The sequence below is a fragment of the Maribacter thermophilus genome (genome assembly GCF_001020565.1).
GTDB lineage: Bacteria > Bacteroidota > Bacteroidia > Flavobacteriales > Flavobacteriaceae > Maribacter > Maribacter thermophilus.
Genome location: NZ_LDAS01000001.1, coordinates 335738 through 358958 on the forward strand (window position 1 = coordinate 335738; position 23221 = coordinate 358958).

Consider the following 23221-nt stretch of genomic DNA (forward strand, 5'->3'; position numbering starts at 1 on the left):
TCTGCTTGGAGGATGACGTTAAGGTTTAACAAATAACACACAGGTTTATTTGTATTCAGATAAGAGCTTATGATATAACGGCTACAAGCTTACCTACTATACTTAAAGGACATAATTTTCTGGTAATACAATCAATGAGGAGAAAAGGCAATTGCCGGAATAATACTATTGCGAAATCTATTTTCAAAAATTCTGTGCTCCAATGCGCACACCAACACATTTATAATAATATTGATTAATAGTGACAAAAAATATTACATTTAAGCAATAATAATATTAAATGTTTAACAATCATCATATATACAAGTTTCTAGTTTTTTGTTTCCTTTTTATATATCAGACACAGGCTCAAGAAAGTTTTAAGGAATTCAATTTTATTAACTTAAAAGATGGCATTTCTAAAGTAGCGGTATCTGGTATTACCCAAGATAATGACGGATTTATTTGGATCGGGACTAACGGTGGCGGATTATATAGGTTTGACGGTATAGATTATCTTTCATACAAGCATGTAATTAACGACTCAACTTCTTTAATCAGTAATATAATATATTGTTCTCATCTAGATTATAAAAATAGATTATGGATAGGTACTGAAGAAGGACTTAATTTATATGAAAGAAAGTTTGATAGATTTAAAAAAATTCCCATCCAACGGGTAGAGAAAAACAAAAATATGTCCGTTACCGTCAGTAGTTTGGGATCGGATAAATCTGGTAATATTTATGTGGGCACTTTTGAAAATGGACTATATAGGTATGATGTCGATAATGATAAAATAGAACAAATACTTGTAGATGGAATAAATCTAGAAACGAGCTATATCAATATTAATGGTATTCAAGTTAGTGAGAACGGTAAGGTTTATGTAGGTTCCAATATTGGGCTTCTAGAATATGACAGTACAGCTAATATGCTAAAAAAATGTCTCTTTTCTTCTGAAAAAGGAAACATTTCGATAGATGATTCCATAGAATCTATATTGTTGGACAACTCAAATAATATTTGGGTAGGCACGCTCGAAAATGGTCTATACAGGGCGGCTATATCAAATAATGGTAATCAAGGTTCTTTTGATTTAACCCATTATAAAATAACCAAGAAACGAATACTGTCAATGATTCAAATTCCTGACGGTACTTTGTTAATAGGTACAGAAAATGATGGGTTGATTCATATAGACCAAAATGGCGTCGTAATTAAAAATTATACTTTAGATAAGACGGATAAGGATAGTATAAAATCCAACTCAATTTGGTCTTTGTTCGTAGATAGTGACGAAAGGATTTGGATGGGGTATTACAATAGTGGGGTTGCTGTTTATGACCAATTATATGATAAGTTTAATAGTTTGGAAAGTGTGCCCGGTAATCCTAATTCATTGCAATTCTCATCTGTTACGGCCATAGAACAAGATGAAAAGGGGAATTATTGGATTGGTATGGATGGTGGAGGTATAGATATTTATTATCCTAAAGCCAAAAGATTTGAGCATATTAGTAAAACAAGCACAACAGGCTATACTGGATTGAACAGTTTAGATATTCAAACCCTTTTTATTGATAGCAATAAAAATATTTGGGCAGGAAGCTGGAACAATGGTCTGTTTTTTAAGAAAAACGGGTCAAAAAAATTCATCAATTATAATTCGGAGAACACACCTAATCTCGATGCCAATAGTATATTAAGTTTTGACGAAGATTCAAATGGGATCATATGGATAGGCACTTTTCATGGCGGGGTTGTTATGTACGATCCAGAAAGTAAAAAGTTTACAAATCAGTATATGTCACCATTTCCAAAAAAGGAATTGATAGGGAACGCCGTTAGAAAAGTGTTGGTCGATTTAGAGGATAACGTTTGGGTAGGTACTACCGAAGGCCTGTTTAAAATTAATAAAAACAGGAATAACGATTATCAAGTAGAATCTATCTTAAATAAAGAAGCGAACGTTAAAAGGAATATAAAAAGTGCCAACCACATATTGTCCTTATATCAAAGTTCCGATGGCTCAATTTGGTTTGGTACCAGAGGCTCGGGGTTGTGTCGTTACACTGGCAATGGGGAATTTCAATGGTATAGTGAATTGTATGAATTTCCAGAGGAAAGCGTATCCAGTATCATTGAGGATAAGGATGGTAATTTGTGGGTTAGTGTTAATTCAGGATTATTAAAAGTGAATTTAAAAAATAATGAATTAACTAGCTTTACATTGAACGATGGGCTGTTGTCTAACGAATTCAATTTTAATGCTGTTCATAGGGATAAGAATGGGTATTTGTATTTCGGAAATTATAAAGGAGTAGATTTTTTTGATCCAAAAGATATTAGTTTAAATAAAATTGCCCCAACATTATATCTTACTAATCTTAAGTTGTTTAACAAAGAAGTCTTACCAGGTAAAGAAGACTCTCCTTTAAATCAGGTCTTGGCCGAAACCGAAGAAATAGAACTAAACCATAACCAATCTGTTTTTACCATTGAGTATTCGGGAATAAGTTATACTAGACCGGAAAAAAATCAATATGCCTACTATTTGGAAGGTTTAGAGGAATCTTGGAATTATGTAGGAAACTTAAGAAGCGCAACTTATACAAATTTAGACAAGGGAACTTATATTTTTAAATTAAAAGCATCTAATAATGATGGGGTTTGGAATGATACGCCATTAGAATTAAAAATAACTGTATTACCTCCTTGGTGGAAAACCAATTGGGCACTGGTAATGTATGTCATATTATTTTTAGGAGCAATTTATATGTTAAATATAGTGGCTCAACGTCGTATCAAAGAAAAGGAATTGTTACGGAATGAAAGAATTCAAAGAGTTCAAGAAGATGAACTACACAAAAATAAAATCCAGTTCTTCACTAATATTTCTCATGAATTTAGAACACCGTTAACTTTAATGATAAACCCATTACGGGATATTATTAATGATGATACTTTAAATTTTCCAGTACGTATTAAAGAAAAGCACAATGTAGTTTACAAGAATACGGTTCGACTTTATAGGCTCATCAATGAGTTAATGGATTTTAGAAAATTAGAGCTCAATAAAATGTCGATAAGAGCGCAAGAATTAAACCTTGTAAATTTCACAACGGAAATTATCGGTTACTATAAAGAAGAGGCTTTCAATAGAAACATTCATTTGGTTTTAGATTCGGATTTACCTAGTATTCCCCTTTGGGCAGATCAAAGTATGTTGGAAAAGATTATATTTAACATACTTTCCAATGCGATTAAGGTAACGCCGGATGGCGGCGCTATAAAGATTGATATATTAGCCAGAAACGACAAATTTATCTTGCCGTTAGTCAACGAAACAAAGCCTGTTGAGGTCGTAGAAATTATTATATCCGATACGGGACCCGGACTAGAAAAAGATCAAGTAAGCAGAATATTCGAACGCTTTTATCAGGTAGAAAGCCTTAACAAAAACTATTATGGAGGAACGGGAATAGGCCTAGAGGTAGTTCAGAATTTTGTTCGATTACATAAGGGGAAAATTGAAGTTGAGAGTAAATTAGGAGAAGGAACTACTTTTAAAATTTTATTTCCGGCAGGAAAAAATCATTTTAAGGAAGATGAACTTCTATCCGAAATAACTTCTTCAATTCCGTTGTATGAAAACATCGTTTCTATCGTTGCTTCAAAGCCACCGGAGGATAGCGGCCCCAAAGCTGAAAAAACGATTAAATCCCATACTGTATTGATTGTTGAGGATAATACCGAACTCAGGAATTATCTAAAGAACGAATTCAAGAAAGATTATAAGATTTTTGTAGCGAACAATGGTAAAGAGGGTATAGAAATAGCCCGAGAAGTGCTTCCGGATGTGATTATGACAGATGTCTTGATGCCTGAAATGAATGGTTTTGATTTTTGTAGGATAATCAAATCTGACATTCGTACAAGTCATATCCCATTATTAATGCTCACAGCCAAGACAAGAATAGATGATCGGATAGAGGGTATCGGATATGGAGCGGACGCATATATGGTAAAACCTTTTGATTTAAGGTTGTTAAAGCTTCGGATATCACAATTGATTACCAGTAGAAAATTAATTTTTGATAAGTACTTTGGCAAAATAAGTGGAGCCAAAGAAAACAAGAACACAACATCTATCGATAAAGAGTTTATTCAAAAAGTATTGAACTATATTCATGAAAACATGAGCGATTCAAATTTAAGTGTAGAATTGTTGGCAGAAGAACTCAACCTAAGCAGAAGTCAGCTCTATAGAAAAATAAAAACGTTGACGGGGCAAACGGTCAACGAGTTTATGAGAAAAATACGATTGCAAAAAGCCAAGCAGTTACTGGAAAGTGGCAGTGCTTCAGTAAGTGAGGTTTGTTATAATGTAGGGTTTTCATCACCTTCTTATTTTACTAAATGTTTCAAGGCGCATTTCGGGATATTACCAACAGAAATTGAATCAAATACCTAATGGCCGGCCTTATCAAGCAGTCTGTCTAAGCTTAAACAGATCTTCCAATAATTTTTAGATATTTTATTCAGATAAATACCGGTTACATATTTGTATTCGGTCATGGACCGTTGTTCTTTAAATACTCCATTTATTTTTTAAACCGATTAGAGGGTACGCTTCATATCTTCTCTACAACAAATGTAGCACGTAATATCTCTTATGTTGCATAAAAAGCTGAAATGCTACTATTGCAACAATTCTTCTAACACTTGCTTTATTAGTCATAGTCTTGGCGTTGACCACTAATTATATTCGTTTGTACTATCTCTTCAATAAACAATAATGATAGAACCTAAAAAAAAAAAACATAAAATCTGGGTAGAAGTGCTGATTGTAATATTCATGTTGTTTTTACTCTCTCTCATTTTCGATTACATATAAAAACAACATGGTTTTAAAGGTCTAGCGAATGCCTATAGAACAAATGTATCGAAGAACGGTATAGTATTAAAACAATTAACTCTTGAACTGAATAATAACTTAAACTAAGTAATATGACAAAATTAAAACTTTTAGGTATTGCACTGACCATACTATGTGTGCAAAATGCATTATCACAGGTTAAAACGCTTTCTGGCGTGGTTTCCGATAAGGAAGGGGTTCCGTTGCCAGGGGTAAATGTTCTTGTAAAAGGTACTACGAACGGAACTTCGACAGATTTTGATGGTAATTATATGATCAGAAATGTAGAACCGAACAGTATATTGGTATTTAGTTATTTAGGATTTGCAACACAAGAAGTCGCATATAAAGGCAAAGATGATTTAAACGTTACATTATTAGAAGATACCTCGCAATTAGAAGAAGTTGTAGTAATTGGTTACGGGACTTCCAAAAGAAAGGACTTAACAGGAGCTATATCCTCTGTTTCTGCAGAAGAGCTAAAAGACCAGCCTTTTTCTTCTGTTGACCAAGCCTTAACCGGTAAAGCTGCCGGTGTTACGGTTTCTCAAAACTCAGGAGCTCCAGGTGGCGGTGTTTCAATTAAGATTAGAGGTATAACATCGCTTTATGGCAATGAACCTCTTTATGTTATAGATGGTACCCCAATATTTGCAGATAGAAATAATACCTCTTTAGATTTGGGAGCGGCTTCAGGAGGTGGTTCTGGGCAAAATGTAAATTCCGCTTTGTCCGGTCTAAATATGTCCGATATTGAATCTATTGATATATTAAAGGATGCATCGGCCACTGCTATTTATGGGGCCAATGGTTCCAATGGTGTTGTTTTGATAACAACAAAAAAAGGTAAAAGAGGTAAAACTACCATTTCTTTCGATAATTATACGGGTATACAAAGTGTCGCTAAATACTATGACATGATGAATTTACAAGAATACGCGCAATATACCAGTGATTTATTGAAATCAGATAATAGAGATGTTCCGTTTATATTTCAAAACCCTAGTTTACTGGGGAAAGGAACAGATTGGCAAAAAGAAATTTTTAGAAGTGCGCTAGTCACAAATAACCAACTTTCTGTTTCAGGGGAAAAAGATGGAACACGCTACTATACATCCCTTGGTTATTTTAAACAAGAAGGTGTTATTGTAAATACAGATTTCGAAAGAATTTCAATGCGTTTAAATATAGAAACAAAAGTTAATGACTGGTTTAAAATAGGTAACAATATATCTTTAAGTAATGTTAAACAACGTATCGTTAAGAATGATGATAGAGGTGGTATTGTTTCTTCAGCCTTACGTTTGAGTCCGTTAATCCCTGTAAGATACCCAGATGGCAGCTATGGAGCTCCTGGAGGAGGCGTAAATGGTGCCTCGAACAATTATGAAGCAGTAAACCCTGTAGCCTATTCAGAATATGTTAACAACCTAGATAAAAAATTCAAAATAAATGGAAATTTATTCGCGGAAATTTCATTTTTAAAAAATGTGACTTTTAGAAGTGAATTAGGATATGATTTAAATGCAGGAGACAGTAGGGTATTTATTCCTACATATGAGAACATTGGTACAGCTGCAAATGAAGTGAACTCCTCACTAAAACAGCAAGATCAAAGTTATTATTGGACGGTAAAGAACTTTTTAACATATAACAACTCTTTTGATAAGCACAATGTTAATGTAATTCTAGGTCAAGAAAGTCAGAAAAGTAATTTTGAATACTTAAGGGGATCCAGAAGAGATCTAGAAGGGAATAATGAATTTGATAATTTAGTGTTGGGGTTAAAATCGACCTCAGAGGTAGATAACCAAAGCTACGCGTGGGCTATGCAATCGTACATTGCAAGAGCCAATTATAACTATGACAGTAAATATTATTTAACTGCTTCTATGAGGGCTGATGCGTCTTCAAACTTCGGGCCAAATAATAAATGGGGTTACTTTCCATCAGTTTCTGGTGCCTGGACCATTTCAAATGAAAATTTCATGAAATCTTCATCTGGGCCGATAAATTATTTGAAATTACGAGCAGGTTATGGTGAAGTGGGTAACCAGAATATTCCTAGCTTTTTGTATCAAACACAATTTGCTGCCGTTCCTTCATCTAGCGGACTGTCCTATGTATATACGGTAGATGGGAACCCTGATATTAAATGGGAAACTTTGAAATCAACGAATATTGGTCTGGAAATCGGTTTGTGGGATAATGCCATTAGATTGGATCTTGACCTATATCAAAAGAAATCCTCAGATTTATTAATTCAAAGACCAGCTGATGATAGAACGGCAGGAAGGGTGCTGCCATATGAGAATGTAGGTGAAATGCTAAATAGGGGTATTGATATAAAATTGAACACAAGAAATTACGAAACAGATGATTTTTCATGGAATTCCACTTTCATATTTTCAACATACAAGAACGAATTGACCAAATTCTATGGTGGTACAAAACCATTGACAGCTAATATTCCACAGTCAGATGGAGAATTATTGTATAGCTATGTTGAAGAAGGAGAATCTTTAGGTCAAATTTACGGTTTTGTTACAGATGGTATTTTCAGGACCCAACAAGAAGTTGATGAAAGCGCTATACAAGTTCCAGGTAAAACCAGTGTAGGGGATATTAAGTTTAAAGATTTGAATAATGATGGTGAAATTACACTTGACGACAGAACGTATATAGGATCAGCTCTTCCAAAATTTACTTATAGTGTAAACAACAATATAACTTATAAAGATTTTGATTTAAGTGTTGTGATTAACGGATCTTATGGCAACAAAATTTACAATCAAAATAGATTTTATACCGAGGCATTACGTTTCTTGGGAGAAAATCAATCCACCGATGCCTTAAATCACTTTGTTGTAAATTATTTGCCGGATGGTGTTACTTTAGATGATGCGGCAAATATTGCCCAAGACACCGACATTCCACGAATTGATTTGGCGAACGGTAATTCCAACACGCGTGTTTCCGATCGCTTTGTAGAAGACGGGTCCTACCTCAGAATACAAAATATTACCATGGGGTATAATATTGATCCTGATGTTTTAAGTAAAACAAATTTCTTCACTAAAGCAAGAGTATATCTTTCAGGACAGAATTTATTCACTTTCACCAAGTATTCCGGTCTAGATCCAGAAATTGGAAGTAGAAATTCAGATATAAGGTTTGCAGGTTTAGATGTGGGTAGATACCCATTGGCAAAAACAATAACCTTAGGTGTTAATCTAACATTTTAATAAAATTAAAATTGATTATTATGAAAAAACAAATAAAAAAGGCATTGATGCTATTGACCGTGATTCTTTCTATGGTATCATGTTCAGATGACTTTACCGAGCTTAGATCGGAGAATTCATTGTGCGTAGACTGTTTACCTCCAGGAGCATCGCCTTATGAAGGCATTCAAAACGGGATGTATACTAAAGGCTGGTTTGATTATAATTTTAAGGGTATGATAACCCAAGGAGATACCTATGCCGGTAATGTGTGGGCCAACGATAATGAATTCAGACAATTCGCGGAAGCATCCGTGTTGAATGATAATGCCGTCCTCAATAGTAATTGGACAGCGTTGTTTTCTGTAGTGAACCAAGCTAATTCTTTAATACAAGATTTGATCAGGGACAAAGATAATATTCCTGAAGACGCCTATATTCAAGGAATTGGAGTTTCAAAATTCATGCGAGCTACTGCTTATTTTTATTTAGTTAGAATATGGGGCCCCGTTCCGATTTTTGACGAAAACTCTGATGGTATAAATGCCAAAAGGAATTTAGAAGCCGATGTTTATAAATTCATCGAGATGGATTTAGAGGATGCCGTAGAAAAATTAACCACAGAGCCAAAAACGGGAAGAGTTGGGAAATACTCTGCCATGGGTATGTTGGCAAAAGTGAAATTAAATTTAAAAAAATATGATGAGGCTGCCGATTTATGTAGAGGGGTCATAGAAAGTGGCAAGTTCGATTTGCTTGAAGATTACGGAAATTTATTCAACAACCCAAACTATAACAATAGCATAGAGAGTTTATTCTCTTTACAATGGACGGTAAATTGTAATGAATGGGGTACTCAAAATACCGAACAAGCCTTTATCGTACCATCGGGTTCCGGTATAACCGGAGGCGGAGATGGATGGGGTACTTACATGCCTACCACTGATTTACCAGGATTGTACGAAGATGGTGATAAAAGAAGAAAACCCTCTATTATGATGGACGGTGATTTTTACCCAGAATTGTTAAGTAAAAAAGGTGGATATACATTTGATAAACTACCATCGCAAACCGCATTAAACTTTAGAAAGTATATTGTGGGTTCTGCAGATGATGGCTATAATGTTTGTTTTATGAGAACAGACCAAAACACTAATATGTTAAGATATGCAGACGTACTATTAATGATGGCCGAAGCCAAATTAGGAACCAATGCCTCTACCTCTGACAGTGAAGCGCTATCTGCTTTTAATAGAGTGCGTTCTCGCGCAGGTCTAAGTCCGGTGAGTACCATAACCCAAGCCAGTTTATTTAAAGAAAGAAGAATAGAGTTTTTGTTGGAAGGGCAATATTATTTTGATCTACAACGTAGAAATAGAGCCGATGCATTGGCAGAAATTGCCGCCCAAGAAAGAGGTTTCTACGGTGACGATGCCAGAACTGAGTTAAATTCCATTAAAATAACACCAACAGATGATTTTTTCTCTATGCCGCTACCATCTGGCGCCATAAGTATCAATGAGAATTTGACAGATGAACCTGTTCCATTTAATTTTTAAACTTCAATTATGAAAAATTTGATAAAAATATATTTAGTTTCGGCAGTTTTTGCCCTTACATTATTTTCATGTTCAGAAGATGAGGTTGAAATGCCGACAATCGCTACTTTTTCTTCACAGTCAAGCCCAAATGCATCAGGTACACCTGGTGAGTTGCTTAAGATTGAAGGAACAAATTTAACGGGTTTGGAAAAAATTATTCTGAACAATACATTGGAGGTCTCTTTTAATCCGAATTTAAATTCGGATAATGCGATTTTTTTCAATATACCTAATTATGATTTTGAAAACCCATATAATTTTGGGGTTCAACCTATACGGTTCATCATGGAAAATGGTGAAATTGATTCTGAAATTAACATTATACAACCTGCTCCTGTTTTCGATAAATTTAATGTTCTTAATCCTAAAGTTGGTGAAAAAGTAACCATAGAAGGTAGTTGGTTTATAGGTGTTCAATCGGTGACCTTCGGAGGGGAACCCATAGAGTATAATCTGGTTTCGGATCAAGAAATGTATTTTACAGTACCTACTGATGCAACCGAAGGGAAACATGTAGTTATTACGACCGATGCGGGAAGCACTGCAATCGTGGAGCCAGGACCTGGTATCGAAAACACTACATTCGTTGATATCAATTTAGGATTTGTAGATTATTTGTTTGAAGATTTTGATGGAAATGGTTTGTATACCAGTACTTGGGGATTTTATGGTGATGCAGGTGCTTTATCTGTAACCGCAGCTGGTGAAACTGGTAATTGTGCTCAATATGATTATAACGGAGCAACAGCAAACGGTTATAATGGGTGCCAAAACAATGAGGCTGGCGCATTTTTACCCAGTTCCGCTACTGATGCATCTAAAGTTACCTTCAAAATGAAGGTAAATGCCGATGCAGGTTCCTCTTTTGATGTTATTCTAGACACGTGGGCTTATAATTTTACCCTAGAAACAAGTGGATGGCAAGAAGTTTCAGCTAGGTTAGATGAATTTGGATCTGGTTATAACCCTGGTAATGCTGCTACGGATACAGAAAAAATAGATCCTTCCGGTGTATTACAGGTTAAAGTCTCTTTACCTAACAATGGTAATGTTTCAAGTGTAAAATTTGATGATATTACATTCAGGGTAGAAGAGTAACCCAATTTATAGAGTAGAATAAAAGGTTACTAAATAAAAAAAATAGTAACCTTTTTTAAATATATAAAAATGAGAATAATCAAAATAATAATGGGAATAGCCTTTTTTTTGGTACTTACATTACTAAGTTGTAGTAAAGATAATGATAAAGGAAATTCCGAAGAACCTTCTACTAAGTTAGAAATACCGTTTGCCTCAACAGCTAGTAATATTACAGATAATTCCTTTCAGGCCAATTGGGGTTTAATTCCCGAAGCAGAGAGTTATTTGGTGGATGTTTCAACAGATAGTGATTTTTCTGTTATGCTTAATGGTTACGATGCTCTAATCGTTCAAGATAACAACGTTAACGTTACGGGACTTTCTCCAGCAAATAACTATTATTACAGGGTAAGAGCTAAAAAAGGCACCGAAATCACCAATAATTCAAATGTTATAACGGTTACAACAACAGGAGTTGCCTCTGAAGAATCTGAAGACCCGACTTTTCTTAAGGTTAAAGCAAATGCCTTGGAAAATCCTTTTTTTGTCGGTGTAGCGGTTAAATCGAATCAATTAACGGAGGGGAGTGCTTATGATGTGGTGCTAAAAAATGAATTTAGCAGCATTACGGCTGAGTACGAAATGAAAATGGATCCAATTTCTACAGGGAGCGGATCTTATAATTGGGATGCCGCCGATAAAATAGTTAATTACGGAAATGATAACGGGATAAATGTTCATGGCCATGCTTTAGTGTGGCATAATGCCGTCCCCGATTGGTTATCTGATTTTTCGGGTACAGACGCTGAGTTTGCTTTGGAAGTAAAAAAATACATCACCGACGTGGTTACCCGTTATGCGGGAAAAGTAAGGTCATGGGATGTGGTAAATGAGGCAGTTGATGATAATGGTAATATGAGGAATACCATTTTTCTCCAAAAAATGGGTCCTGATTACATTAAAGATTGCTACCAATGGGCGAGAGACGCCGCAAATGCAGCCGGCGATACTAACTTGTTATTGTTCTATAATGATTATGCCACATCAACCAATATACCCAAACAGGATCAAGTATTCAGTATCGTAGATGATTTAAAAGCAAGTAATCTTATTGATGGTGTTGGTTTTCAGATGCATAATACGTATTTGAGTCCTACTAAAGAACAAATAGAAACCGATATTAATAGAGCTGTTGCTTTAGGCCTGAAAGTTCATGTTTCTGAGTTGGATATTCAAGTGAACCAAAATAATGATATCACTTACCTAACAGCGGAAAGGGCATTGGCTCAAAAGGAAAAGTATAAAGAAATAGTTAAAATATACAACGCACTTCCTGAGACAAATAAATATGCTTTAACAGTGTGGGGTTTTAAAGATAATGAATCTTGGATACCTTATAGTACGGATTTAAATCATCCAGGAAATGACTGGCCGCTATTGTATAATAATAAATTTGAATTGAAAAAGGCTCATACAGGATTTTTAGAGGGGTTAGATTGATTTAGTTAGTTAGTTGTTAGTTATGGAGAATCACCTGAAGAAGCATATTCAGGTGATTTTTTTTGCATTAAAGTATTTTTAGGCTTTTACGTTATATAGACGTATTGTTGGCAAAGGTTGTTAATACAAAAAAAGCAGCGACCTGTTTGGTATCGCTACTTTTTTTGATTTTTAATGTATTGTTACCCCTTATTGCAAAACGGAAGTAAGCATCCAGATGAGTTTTTCTTGTTTGCCGATCAGGTCGCTCATTAAAGAAGCCGTACCCTCATCGTTGTTTTCGCCTGAAATTTCCAGTACGGTACGTTCGTGATCTAATAATACATTTAAGTTTTCTACGATCAATTGAACACCAGTTTTACCGTCAGCTACATCCTTAACGGTCATAATGGTCTTGTTTTCAAGATAATCCTCAAAAGTGTGCAACGGAGTTAACCCTAAAGAGAGAATACGCTCCGCAATTTCATCCACCACCTCACTGGCATCTGTATAAAGCTCTTCGTACTTTTCGTGCAACATAAAAAAATGGTTGCCCTTAACGTTCCAGTGTAATCCCCTAAGATTCATGTAATAGGCTTGATAATCGGCCAAAAGAAGATTAAGCTTGTTGGTAATATCTATTTTATATGTTTGATCTAACCCGGTTTGTATTGCTGTAGTTTCCATAATAAATGTGTTTTAATTTGTTCTGTAAAATTACCTCGGAGGTGTCTTACGGATGGTAACATGTGTTACATAGTCCATTGATTTTATCTATTCCAATATTTATAAAATAGAAGGGTTTTTTTTAGTTTTTTTCTTGATTGCTCATATTTTGTTACAAATAATGTACTATTTGGTTTACATTAGGAAGTAGGGCCAAATTAGACCTTATGTAATGATGTTTGGCTGGTGCTGTTTAACTATAGGTATAGGAAAAAACAATATAGTTAAAGCATGAAAGACCATAATAAAAGAGAATTTTTTACTTATAATGTCATATCTTTCGAGTCCTCCCCCGAAACCAATACAATTCATAAGTAATATTTTTTGCTTGTTTCAAGGGTGGATTGCCTCTTAATATTTTGAGGAAATCCTTAAACGGGCTTGGGCAATGGCCTTGATAGTAGTATATAAGATGCCTGAAAAATGAATCATAACCAAGTAATAACAATATTTCAAACTACATTTTTGTAGGGTTTTGCCTACTTAAATAGGTGTTTAACAACTAAATATGTTTTAAACAGGTAAGAACATTTAATTTGTGGAAAAGATTACGGATATCCTTAAATTAACAGTGAGTCGATTTTTAAGTAGAAACAAGACAAAATGCCTACAACCATTAATAATGGCCATAGGGTTATTTTTGTTTAATTACACTCCTTTACTGGCGCAAAATGGAGCGCAAAAAGATCTATCCGCAAAACTCAAAGAATTAAAACAGCATCCGAATTTTGAAAAGGATACCCTTTACATTGACCTGCTTTTTGATATAGGCCGAGAAATTTGTTACTACGATCAAGATAGCTTGTTAAAATTGTCCAAAGAGACCATTAAGCTTAGTCAGGCCATAGATTATAAGAAAGGGGAGGCAAAAGGCCTTATTAATTTGGGCAGTTATTTTTCCGATACCGGTAAACAAGAGGAGGCCATAACACATTTTAAAGAAGCACTTTCCATATCTGAAAGTATCGGGGATTACGATATATTGTTACGTGCCAAAAACTTTTTGGCCATAGAATATGAATATGACGATCAGTATGCAAAGGCGATCAAACAGTATTTAGACGGTATTGAAATAGCCAAACAGCACCAATTGGATACGTGGCTGTCCACTTTTTATGTAAACACTTCCAATCACTACCACGATCAAAAAGAGTACGAGCAGGCCATTCATTTTTTGACCAAGGCCAAAGAATTGAACGTAAAGGCGGGTAACGATAAGGTGACCGCGGTAACGATGGCCAATTTGGTTTCGGCCTATATAGAACTGGGCGATTTAAAAAAAGCTTCTGAAAATATAGGGGAAAGCATTCGGCTGTTAGAAGAATTGGGCCTGCGTGAGTGGTTGACCTATGCCTATGAACTAAAAGCAAATATCTATTTAAAAAAGGAGCAGTACGGTTCGGCACTTTCATGGTTTAAAAAGAGCGAGAAAATCCATGACAGTATTGCTCAAATACGGTATAAGATACCTTTGTTCAACGATATGGCCAAAACCTATCTGGGGCTTAGGGATTATGAAAAGTCAGAGACCTACGCCTTAAGGGCATTGGAGTTTGCTAAAGAGCTGAACAATATTGAAGGTAAGGCAAAAAGCATAAAAATTCTTTATGATATAAAAAAGGAGACCGAAGACCCCATACAGGCACTAGCTTACTTGGAGGCCTATAAACGTGTAGAGGATACCATAAACAAAAGAAAGAATGAAAAAGAGCTACGGATATTAAAGTCCAAACTGGAGTTCGATCAAGAGAAAGAAAGGTATCTGGTAGAAAGTGAAAAAAAGGTTACCCAGCAAAAAGCATATTTCTACAGTGCTCTTTTTATCATTTTAACGTTTGGTATCATCATTTTTATTCTTAGAAGAAACAACAAGATCCAAGATCAATTAAACCAACGTTTAAAGACACAAAAGAGAGAATTACAACGAAAAGAGAAAGATCTAAGGGCATCCAACAATACCAAAAGTAGACTATTCTCTATCATAGCCCATGACTTAAGAGGCCCTATCAACTCTTTTAAAACCTTGTTTGATCTTATAGGAACCGGAGAAATAGGTAAAGATGAATTTATGGGGTTTATGCCCAAGATCAGGGACGATATAAATAGTATAGCCTTTACTTTGAACAATCTTCTTTCTTGGGGGCAAACACAAATGAACGGAATGGTTACAAGGCACCAAATGACCAATTTACGGGCATTGGTAAACGAAAATGTACATTTACTTTCTGATATTTCAGAGCAAAAATCGATTACATTATATAATGAAGTGGACCAATCTATAAGGGCCTGGTGTGACACGAACCAAATAGATATCGTAATCAGGAATTTAATGAGCAATGCCATAAAATTTACTCCAAAGCACGGTTCGGTTACGATAGGGGCCAATGAAAAGGAAGATTTTTGGGAAATATACGTCAAGGACACAGGAATAGGTATGAGCCAAGAGGCCTTATCAAAGATTTTTGATGCCCAAGAGACTTTCTCCACATTTGGAACCAACCAAGAAAAGGGTACCGGCATTGGCTTGGTGCTATGTAAGGAAATGGTGGAGAAAAATGATGGTACCGTATGGGTAGAAAGTACCTTAAATGAAGGTAGTTGCTTCTATTTCTCTATTCCGAAGGTAGGCCTGGCCTAAAATGGGAACAGGTACTGCTATGTTTAAATTTTTCATAACAAACCGAATTAACCAAAAAATGAGAGGGCATACTTTTACATTAGCCCTAAATTTGTCGAAATTTTAGTGACTACGGTCCGTCTTAAACTTTCTTTTGAAAAAAGCCATTCTTTTTATGACGATCAGTACGTTCTCGTTCACATTAATGAACGCGTTCGTAAAATATCTAAACCATTTTCCCACCTTTGAGATAGTCTTTTTTAGATCTATTGGGTCTTTGGTATTGGCGTCTAGCTATATTTTTGTGAAAGGTATACCCATATTGGGGCACAACAGAAAACTTATGTTGCTCAGGTCTGTGGTGGGGTTAACGGCTATGAGCCTGTTTTTTATGTCATTAAAGTATTTGTCGGTAGGTACAGCGGTTTCCCTGCGATACATAGCGCCCATATTTGCCACTTTATTTGCCGTATTGATATTAAAGGAAAGGTTAAGGGCGGTACAGTGGTTATTGTTCATTATTGCTTTTTGCGGCGTCTTGGTAATCAAGGGTTTTGACAGTACTATAAATACTACAGGGTTGTTATTGGCCCTTATGGCCTCTGTATTTAGCGGAATGGTCTATGTTATCCTCAGAAGGATAGGGAAGGGGGACCACCCGATGGTGGTCGTCAATTATTTTATGTTTACGGGTACGGTAATTGCCGGGCTGTTAAGTATAGACAGTTTTGAGATGCCCAAGGGCAACGACTGGTTTTTTCTATTGAGTTTGGGTGTTTTTGGTTTTTTTGGTCAAATATTTATGACAAAGGCTTTTCAAACGGCAAAGACCACGGTGGTGGCACCATTAAAGTATATAGAAGTTATTTTTACGATTTCTTTAGGGGTCTTCTGGTTTGGTGATGTATATACTATTTGGAGCCTATTGGGCATTTCCATGATTATTTTGGCGCTGAGCGCCAACGTTTTAATAGGTAAAAAATAGCAAGTTATCAGCTACCGACCCTTGTTTCTGCAATACTATTGTTAATATCATGGATAGAGTTGAGAACCGCCGTTGTTATTTCTTCTTCTAGGGTGTCGTAATACTCAAAAAATAATATGGTGAGCACCATTACCATAGCTATCATTAATAAATCGGATAATAATTGTGTGTCTAACTTTGGCCTTGAGGTATCCATTTTCATAACTGATTGGTTTACAATAGAAAGATAATACAATTTTTAAAATTTAACAAATAATTAAGAAAATTGTCCATAGCAAGCTTTCAACCGGTGTTAGCAGGTGTATCTATAGGGTCTAAGTCGCTCTAAATCAGAAAATAATTTTAAAATTTTAACAGAAAATTCGAAAAATAATTAAAAACCTATGAATTTTTGTTAAGTATTTGTCGGTCATCTTTTAAGATCTTTGACATGTTAACCCCAAAATCATGTAATCATGAGAAATATCTTAATCTACAAAATGGCTTTAGGGTGCGTCATGTCGCTGACTTGCACTGCTATGACCGCCCAGACAGCATTTGTTTCTTCAAATGAAGCATATCATTTGAACGACACAGAAAAAAGATTTCAAAACTATGAAGAGTTAAAATCATTAGGTTATACTGAAAAGGAAATCTATGAAGATCTAGGAAACGCACATTTTTTGTCGCGTAATTATGAGAGTGCCCTGTATTGGTATGATAAACTGACCAATATCAGTGAAGATGGAACCCTAGAGCCATCATACCAAAAAAGATATGACCATGCACTTTCTAAATTAGGTAAAACAGCCACCGACCAAAAAGAACAAGATGAGAATTGGACCGAGTTGGTAAAGGCAGATTACCATATGACAGATGCCTCTTCAAAAAAAATGGCCAGAAGAACATCTTTTCGAGACAATTTTAAACCGTTGCACTTTAACACCGAAACAAGAACGGCATCTTTGGGAAACGTAATGCCCTACAGGGCCAATAGCGATAATTTTCTTAAAGATGATGAATATAAGTACGAAAGCCCCGTTGTGGTGACCCCAGATGGCAATACCGCTTATTTTAGTAAGGTGGTAATGGAGAAGCCTACGACCGGTATTTTTTCAAAAAAGGAAAAGCAGCACCGTATTTATAGGGCCGATAAGGTAAACGGGGAGTGGAAAAGTATAAAAGAACTTCCCTTATGCCCTAAAGGATATTCTGCGATGCATCCGGCCATTTCAGAAGATGGTTCTAGGTTGTTCTTTGCTTCCAATATGCCAGGTTCTTTTGGAAAGTACGATATCTATGTAGCCAACATTAAAAAAGGAGGTATGGTAGGTATTGCAAAAAACTTGGGCCAGAAAGTAAACACCGAGAAAAACGATATGTTCCCCAAAGTAGTAGAAGGCAATACCTTGGTTTTTTCGTCGGAAGGACATAAAGGTTATGGAGGTATGGATATATATATGGTACAGGTAGAAAAGAAAAAAGTTGGCCTGGCCATGAACTTGGGAAGCCCCATCAATAGCCCCAGCGATGATTTTTCAATTGAATTGACCAATGATCAAGGAATGGGCTATGTAATGTCTAACCGAGGAAATGGAGAAAAGACAGCACATAAGGTAGCGTTCTCCTACATTGGAAAAAAAGACTTTAATCATACAAAAGACTACCAGTTAATGGAAGCCCTGAACACAGAAAGCCAATTACAATATTCTTCTTCGGTATTTGAAGACGAGAAATAATAATAGGCAATACCCAAGTGAAATGAAAATTTGAAGACAGACCCTTACAAAGGATATCAGCCCTGATCCGTCCTACCCAAACAGATCAAGTTGATGCACCCGATCCTTTGCCCGCAATTTTTACTCGAATATTTAAAACCCTACTCAAATGAATTTACTACATAAAATACCCGCCAAGATAGGTTGCACCGCCTTCCTAGTGATGCTGTTCGGAAGTTTTTCCGTTCTCGGCCAGGAAACTAGTTCCGATTTGAGTTCTAGCAGCACCTATCACAATCAATTGTTCTTCAACAGATTTTTGATAAACCCGACCTTTTCACTGGTACGCGAAAACAAATCGTACTTGAACATTCTTCACAGAAACCAGTATGCTACATTTGACGATAACAGTCAAAATTATTTTTTGGGTTTCAGTAACAAATTAAGCGAAAGAACGGCAGTAGGTATTGGGGTGTATAGCCAATGGTCTGGAGTGATCCAAGAGTTTGGTTTCAATGCCAATTATGCCACGGCCGTAAAATTAGGGGACAAGAGTAAACTTACCTTTGGTACCAACGTTACCTATTTTAATCAGGGATTGGATAAAAACCGTGTAATTATAACGGAAACCGACCCAGAAGTGGCAGATGCAAGAAAAGAAAGTAAAATTGCCGTACAACCGGGAATCAACCTGTCTATCGGAAAATTTGATTTCGGATTGTATGCAGAAGACCTGTTAAGGTACAACCAGACCACGAACGAATTTTTAACCAATTTATCCACTAAAAGCGTAAAGGCATCTGTACAATATACCCATACCTTTAATACAAGTAGAGGCTTGTTCGAGAACGCACGCCTAATGCCCTTGGCACAAATTGGACAAAATGAGGATGGTAGCATCTATTATTTAGGTTCTATATTGCTAGACTTGCCCAACTATGGCTGGTTACAAGGTACCATAGACCAAGAGTACGGTATTTCTGCCGGTATAGGCTTTAATTTAAGCAAGAAAATGTCTTTGGGTTATTTAATGGAAAAGAACCTTTCGCAAGACGAGGCCAACTTGGGCTGGAACCACGAACTTTCATTGGCCTACACCTTTAAGGACGACCAGGACGATTTTGGAAACGGCTATGTAGATAGTTCAACCGATGCCAAGATAGACCGTATTGTAAGAAACTATGAAGAGCAGATCGCCGATTTGATATCGGAAAGGGACAAGGCCAAAAGAAAAGAGAGAAAAGAGGAAAAGAATAAAGAAGAAAAGAACAAAGAGGTCATAGAAACGGCATCTATCGTTACAGGAGACCCGAACGATATAGCTTACCAAAACCGCTTGATCTTAGACGAGCTTATATTAAGACAAGACTCTATAGAGAAAGCACGTAACCGGGCCTTTGAGCAAAAATTTGAGACCATTGTAAGGCTGTTAAGAAACGATATCAAGAACAATATCAATTCAAACCTGCACAACTTTAAGTTGGAAGAAAAGACTATGATGGCCGCCAAGAAGATGGAAGAAGAGCACGCAGCCACCGTGGCCGCCGAAGACGCTCAAAAATACAAGAAACTGCCTATCAGGGTTTTGGGAGATTCAGATGTAATTGGTGTAAAATCGGGATATTATGTAATTGCCAATGTATATAGCAATAAGAAATATTTAAATGCCTTTATGAACGATCTAAAGAAAAAAGGACTGGAACCACGACAATTTTACAATAAAGAAAATGGTTTGTATTACGTTTATTTAGCTGATTACGATTATAAGCAAGAAGCACAAACAGCATTTGTATCTAACCTAAACGGTAAGTACAACGACGAAAAATGGATCATGCAGGTAGACGAAAATACAGCTACCGCCTCCAATACTTTTGAGGACGATGATTCTTATTAAGGAAAACATTTAAGAAGGAAAATAGATTTTAAAATATTAGTAGTACGATACAGGTTAGAGTATTTCTATGTTTGAGTAAATTGTCGACAGAAGGAGGGGTGGTATCCGGGGGGATAACTAATTCCCCTCCTTTTTTATTATTAGTAAATTAGATAATACTACTCGGTGAAATACATCAAAAATTGCATTTTAACGAAAATTAATGGTATTTTATCCGATGTGTTTTGTAATTAACTATATTTAAATCTCAAACATAAATAAAACCATTGTTTAACCCCAAATCCCCCCAAAAACATGGAACATTTTTACCTACAGCTTACTACCAATAAGCACTCCTTCTTACCGACAAACAGTAGAGACCTGTCCAAAGTCTTAAACTATTTAGACTTTATTCTTAAACAGGTCATGAACCCTATGAACACGGGAACAAGATATTCCTGAGCTTAGTTCATTTTTTTCGAACATTTAACACGCAAGTTTTATTAAACTAGGCCCCACCCAAGGTCTTGGCATATAATTCTTATGGCATCTTATTTTGATTTGCCGGCGGCTACTTGTTCTAACTATTAACAATTTACTCAATACTAACCCCGATTGCGGTGCTCTTTTATAGCACGGCATGGGACAATACAACTTATTTATGAAAGCTCAAGATTTAAAAATTATCATACTGGACAAAGATGAAAGCCTACACGCAGCTTACCAAACCCACCTTGAAAGCTTAGAGGATTTTTCGCTAATGGGAATTTATACCTCTGCCGAAAAGGCACTTAAAGATTTTCGTAGGAGTGCGCCCGATATTATTATTTCAGAAGTAGACCTAAATGGAATTGGCGGTATAGACGCCATTAAATCTTTTCGAAGAAAGGACTGGAACGTAAAAATTATAATGATCAGTGAGAACAACGATTTTGAGATTATTAAGAAAAGTTTTAAAAGAGGAGCCAATGGATATTTGACCAAACCATTGACCGCAGATAAATTGTCTCATGCATTATACAGTATAAAAGAAGAAGGCGCTACCTTGAGCAATGATATCGTAAAACAAGTGATATCTACCTTTCATAGAAAGTCGTTCAACTTCTTTTCTGAACGCGAAAATCAGATTATAGATTATCTGTGCCATGGGGCCACCTATAAAATGATCGCCGACAAACTATTTGTTACCACTAGTACAGTCAACTTTCATATTCAGAACATATACTTAAAACTTAATGTAAACTCTAAATCGGAGGCATTGAGCAAACTTGAACAATTGTAAATACCTACTTATACATTTGGCTGAACCCTTGTGAACAATTTCGTTTACAGGGGTTTTTTTACGAAAACGGTTTCGGTAAATTTTCGTAAATCACGAAAAAAATATAAATATCTAATAATCAGGTGTATAAAAATTATAAAATAATATATAATGATGTCCGTAATTGGATAATTCATAAATATAATTTGGGTGGCTAACTGTAAAACAGATTCTTTATTTTAATTTTAAGTAGCAAAAATCCCTTTGCTGTTAAACCCAAAAAAGGATGTATTATTTAGGTTTGGATATCGGTAGTTCTTCTATCAAAATTGCATTAGTGGTATCGGCTACGGGTAAAAGTGTCGCGGTCGTACAAGAACCGGAAACCGAGATGTCCATGTTGGCTATTAAAAATGGCTGGGCCGAGCAGGATCCCAATGAGTGGTGGATTCATGTATGTAATGGAATAGACCGTATAATTAAGGAAAACGATATTTCTGCAGATGACATCATAGGTATTGGGATCTCTTATCAAATGCACGGTCTTGTATTGGTCGATAAAGAGGGGCAAGCCCTAAGAAATTCGATTATTTGGTGCGATAGTAGGGCAGTAGCCATAGGGCAGCGTGCTTTTGAGGAAATAGGAGAGGACAAATGTTCTGAGCATCTCTTAAATTCTCCGTCAAATTTTACCGCGTCAAAACTTAAATGGGTAAAGGAAAACGAACCCGAGGTCTATGCCAAGGTATATAAGTTTATGTTACCAGGCGATTATATAGCGATGAGGTTTTCGGGAGAAATGAACACCACCGTTTCGGGATTGTCGGAAGGAGTTTTTTGGGACTTTAAAAAAGAAGGGATAGCCAATTTTTTAATGGATTATTACGGATTGGACGCCCATATGGTTCCGGATATCGTGGACACCTTTGGCGAGCAATGCCATGTAGATCAAAAAGGAGCTATCGAAAGTGAATTAAAAGTGGGGACTCCTATTTTATATAGAGCAGGCGATCAACCCAATAATGCATTGTCGTTAAATGTATTTAATCCTGGTGAAGTAGCGGCAACAGGCGGTACTTCTGGAGTGGTCTATGCGGTGACCAATAACCTTTCGGTTAAAGAAAGTGCCAGGGTAAATAATTTTGCCCATGTGAACTATAAACCAAAAGAGGATGCCAGAATAGGTAAGCTCTTATGCATCAATGGATCTGGTATTCAGTACCGATGGTTGCTTAATAACCTGGATGTTTCCTCTTACGAAGAAATGAACAACCTTGCCAAAGAAGTGCCCGTAGGTTCCGATGGTGTGGTAATTATACCTTTTGGAAACGGAGCGGAGCGTATGCTCAATAACCGTGAAGTGGGTACAAGAATCGTTAACCTTAATCTTAACAATCACGGTAAGGGGCATTTGTGCCGTGCGGCATTGGAAGGCATCGCCTTCTCCTTTGTATATGGTATGGAGATTATGAAATCAGACGGTATAGAAGTAAATGTTTTGCGAGCCGGAAACGACAATCTTTTTAGATCCATAATTTTTTCGGAAACGGTGGCTACATTAATAGGGTACGATATAGAAATTTATAATACTACAGGAGCCATCGGTGCCGCTAGGGCCGGTGTTTTGCAAAACGGCGATTTTGAAACTTATGGCAAAACAATTATGGAAAACGATTATATAATGAGTTTTGAACCTATACAAAATAAAGAAGCGTACAATACCGCTTATCAACTTTGGAAAAAAGAATTGGAATTAACATTGAACAACTTATAAAACT

General features: G+C 36.1%; 14 protein-coding genes. 12 read left to right on the plus strand and 2 right to left on the minus strand.

Translation table 11 applies throughout. The features are described 5' to 3' along the window. The first annotated feature begins 280 nt into the window (after positions 1 to 280). The 5 genes from AB657_RS01460 to AB657_RS01480 all read left to right on the plus strand — a co-directional run bounded on the left by AB657_RS01460 (position 281) and on the right by AB657_RS01480 (position 12305). Positions 281 to 4456: a hybrid sensor histidine kinase/response regulator transcription factor gene (locus AB657_RS01460; protein WP_047244877.1), complete on the plus strand. Its 4176-nt coding sequence runs from the start codon at positions 281 to 283 to the stop codon at positions 4454 to 4456. Between the two features lie 536 nt (positions 4457 to 4992). Next, a complete protein-coding gene (locus AB657_RS01465) occupies positions 4993 to 8145 on the plus strand; it encodes a SusC/RagA family TonB-linked outer membrane protein (RefSeq protein WP_047244878.1) in 3153 nt (1050 codons plus the stop codon). Between the two features lie 20 nt (positions 8146 to 8165). Continuing rightward, on the plus strand, positions 8166 to 9683 hold the full coding sequence (locus AB657_RS01470; protein WP_047244879.1) for a RagB/SusD family nutrient uptake outer membrane protein: 1518 nt from the start codon (positions 8166 to 8168) through the stop codon (positions 9681 to 9683). A gap of 9 nt (positions 9684 to 9692) precedes the next feature. Continuing rightward, the gene (locus tag AB657_RS01475; protein WP_047244880.1) at positions 9693 to 10823 is read left to right on the plus strand and encodes an IPT/TIG domain-containing protein; all 1131 of its coding nucleotides are present in this window, start codon (positions 9693 to 9695) and stop codon (positions 10821 to 10823) included. 69 nt (positions 10824 to 10892) lie between these two features. Beyond that, on the plus strand, positions 10893 to 12305 hold the full coding sequence (locus AB657_RS01480) for an endo-1,4-beta-xylanase (protein WP_232304825.1): 1413 nt from the start codon (positions 10893 to 10895) through the stop codon (positions 12303 to 12305). A 189-nt stretch (positions 12306 to 12494) separates the two neighbouring features. On the opposite strand, the gene AB657_RS01485 is transcribed toward AB657_RS01480, so the two are convergent. Further along, a complete protein-coding gene (locus tag AB657_RS01485) occupies positions 12495 to 12971 on the minus strand; it encodes a Dps family protein (RefSeq protein WP_047244882.1) in 477 nt (158 codons plus the stop codon). A 577-nt stretch (positions 12972 to 13548) separates the two neighbouring features. Between AB657_RS01485 and AB657_RS01490 the strand changes: the two genes are divergently transcribed. Together AB657_RS01490 and AB657_RS01495 are read left to right on the plus strand one after the other, a co-directional pair. Then, positions 13549 to 15648, plus strand: a complete 2100-nt coding sequence (locus tag AB657_RS01490; RefSeq protein WP_157491540.1) for a tetratricopeptide repeat protein — start codon at positions 13549 to 13551, stop codon at positions 15646 to 15648. Positions 15649 to 15781: 133 nt separating this feature from the next. Next, positions 15782 to 16612: a DMT family transporter gene (locus AB657_RS01495; RefSeq protein ID WP_232304826.1), complete on the plus strand. Its 831-nt coding sequence runs from the start codon at positions 15782 to 15784 to the stop codon at positions 16610 to 16612. A gap of 7 nt (positions 16613 to 16619) precedes the next feature. On the opposite strand, the gene AB657_RS01500 is transcribed toward AB657_RS01495, so the two are convergent. Continuing rightward, positions 16620 to 16814 (minus strand): hypothetical protein, encoded by a 195-nt coding sequence (locus AB657_RS01500; RefSeq protein ID WP_047244884.1) that lies wholly within the window; start codon positions 16812 to 16814, stop codon positions 16620 to 16622. Between the two features lie 253 nt (positions 16815 to 17067). Here AB657_RS01500 and AB657_RS01505 point away from each other — a divergent pair, with 253 nt between their 5' ends. From AB657_RS01505 to AB657_RS01520, 5 genes are all read left to right on the plus strand, one after another. After that, positions 17068 to 18330: a TolB family protein gene (locus AB657_RS01505; RefSeq protein WP_047244885.1), complete on the plus strand. Its 1263-nt coding sequence runs from the start codon at positions 17068 to 17070 to the stop codon at positions 18328 to 18330. A gap of 148 nt (positions 18331 to 18478) precedes the next feature. Continuing rightward, complete coding sequence (locus AB657_RS01510; protein WP_047244886.1) at positions 18479 to 20203, plus strand: PorP/SprF family type IX secretion system membrane protein; 1725 nt, start codon at positions 18479 to 18481, stop codon at positions 20201 to 20203. Positions 20204 to 20497: 294 nt separating this feature from the next. Further along, positions 20498 to 20644, plus strand: a complete 147-nt coding sequence (locus AB657_RS17915) for a hypothetical protein (RefSeq protein ID WP_157491543.1) — start codon at positions 20498 to 20500, stop codon at positions 20642 to 20644. Positions 20645 to 20843: 199 nt separating this feature from the next. Next, positions 20844 to 21464: a response regulator transcription factor gene (locus AB657_RS01515; RefSeq protein ID WP_047244887.1), complete on the plus strand. Its 621-nt coding sequence runs from the start codon at positions 20844 to 20846 to the stop codon at positions 21462 to 21464. A 265-nt stretch (positions 21465 to 21729) separates the two neighbouring features. Next, the gene (locus AB657_RS01520) at positions 21730 to 23217 is read left to right on the plus strand and encodes a xylulokinase (protein ID WP_047244888.1); all 1488 of its coding nucleotides are present in this window, start codon (positions 21730 to 21732) and stop codon (positions 23215 to 23217) included. Positions 23218 to 23221 lie beyond the last annotated feature (4 nt).

Coding starts and splice junctions, on each gene's coding strand:
- AB657_RS01505 (WP_047244885.1), top strand. CDS start 17,068: ATGAGAAATATCTTAATCTACAAAATGGCTTTAGGGTGCGTCATGTCG.
- AB657_RS01460 (WP_047244877.1), top strand. CDS start 281: ATGTTTAACAATCATCATATATACAAGTTTCTAGTTTTTTGTTTCCTT.
- AB657_RS01515 (WP_047244887.1), top strand. CDS start 20,844: ATGAAAGCTCAAGATTTAAAAATTATCATACTGGACAAAGATGAAAGC.
- AB657_RS01520 (WP_047244888.1), top strand. CDS start 21,730: ATGTATTATTTAGGTTTGGATATCGGTAGTTCTTCTATCAAAATTGCA.
- AB657_RS01465 (WP_047244878.1), top strand. CDS start 4,993: ATGACAAAATTAAAACTTTTAGGTATTGCACTGACCATACTATGTGTG.
- AB657_RS01485 (WP_047244882.1), bottom strand. CDS start 12,971: ATGGAAACTACAGCAATACAAACCGGGTTAGATCAAACATATAAAATA.
- AB657_RS01510 (WP_047244886.1), top strand. CDS start 18,479: ATGAATTTACTACATAAAATACCCGCCAAGATAGGTTGCACCGCCTTC.
- AB657_RS01500 (WP_047244884.1), bottom strand. CDS start 16,814: ATGAAAATGGATACCTCAAGGCCAAAGTTAGACACACAATTATTATCC.
- AB657_RS17915 (WP_157491543.1), top strand. CDS start 20,498: ATGGAACATTTTTACCTACAGCTTACTACCAATAAGCACTCCTTCTTA.
- AB657_RS01470 (WP_047244879.1), top strand. CDS start 8,166: ATGAAAAAACAAATAAAAAAGGCATTGATGCTATTGACCGTGATTCTT.
- AB657_RS01475 (WP_047244880.1), top strand. CDS start 9,693: ATGAAAAATTTGATAAAAATATATTTAGTTTCGGCAGTTTTTGCCCTT.
- AB657_RS01480 (WP_232304825.1), top strand. CDS start 10,893: ATGAGAATAATCAAAATAATAATGGGAATAGCCTTTTTTTTGGTACTT.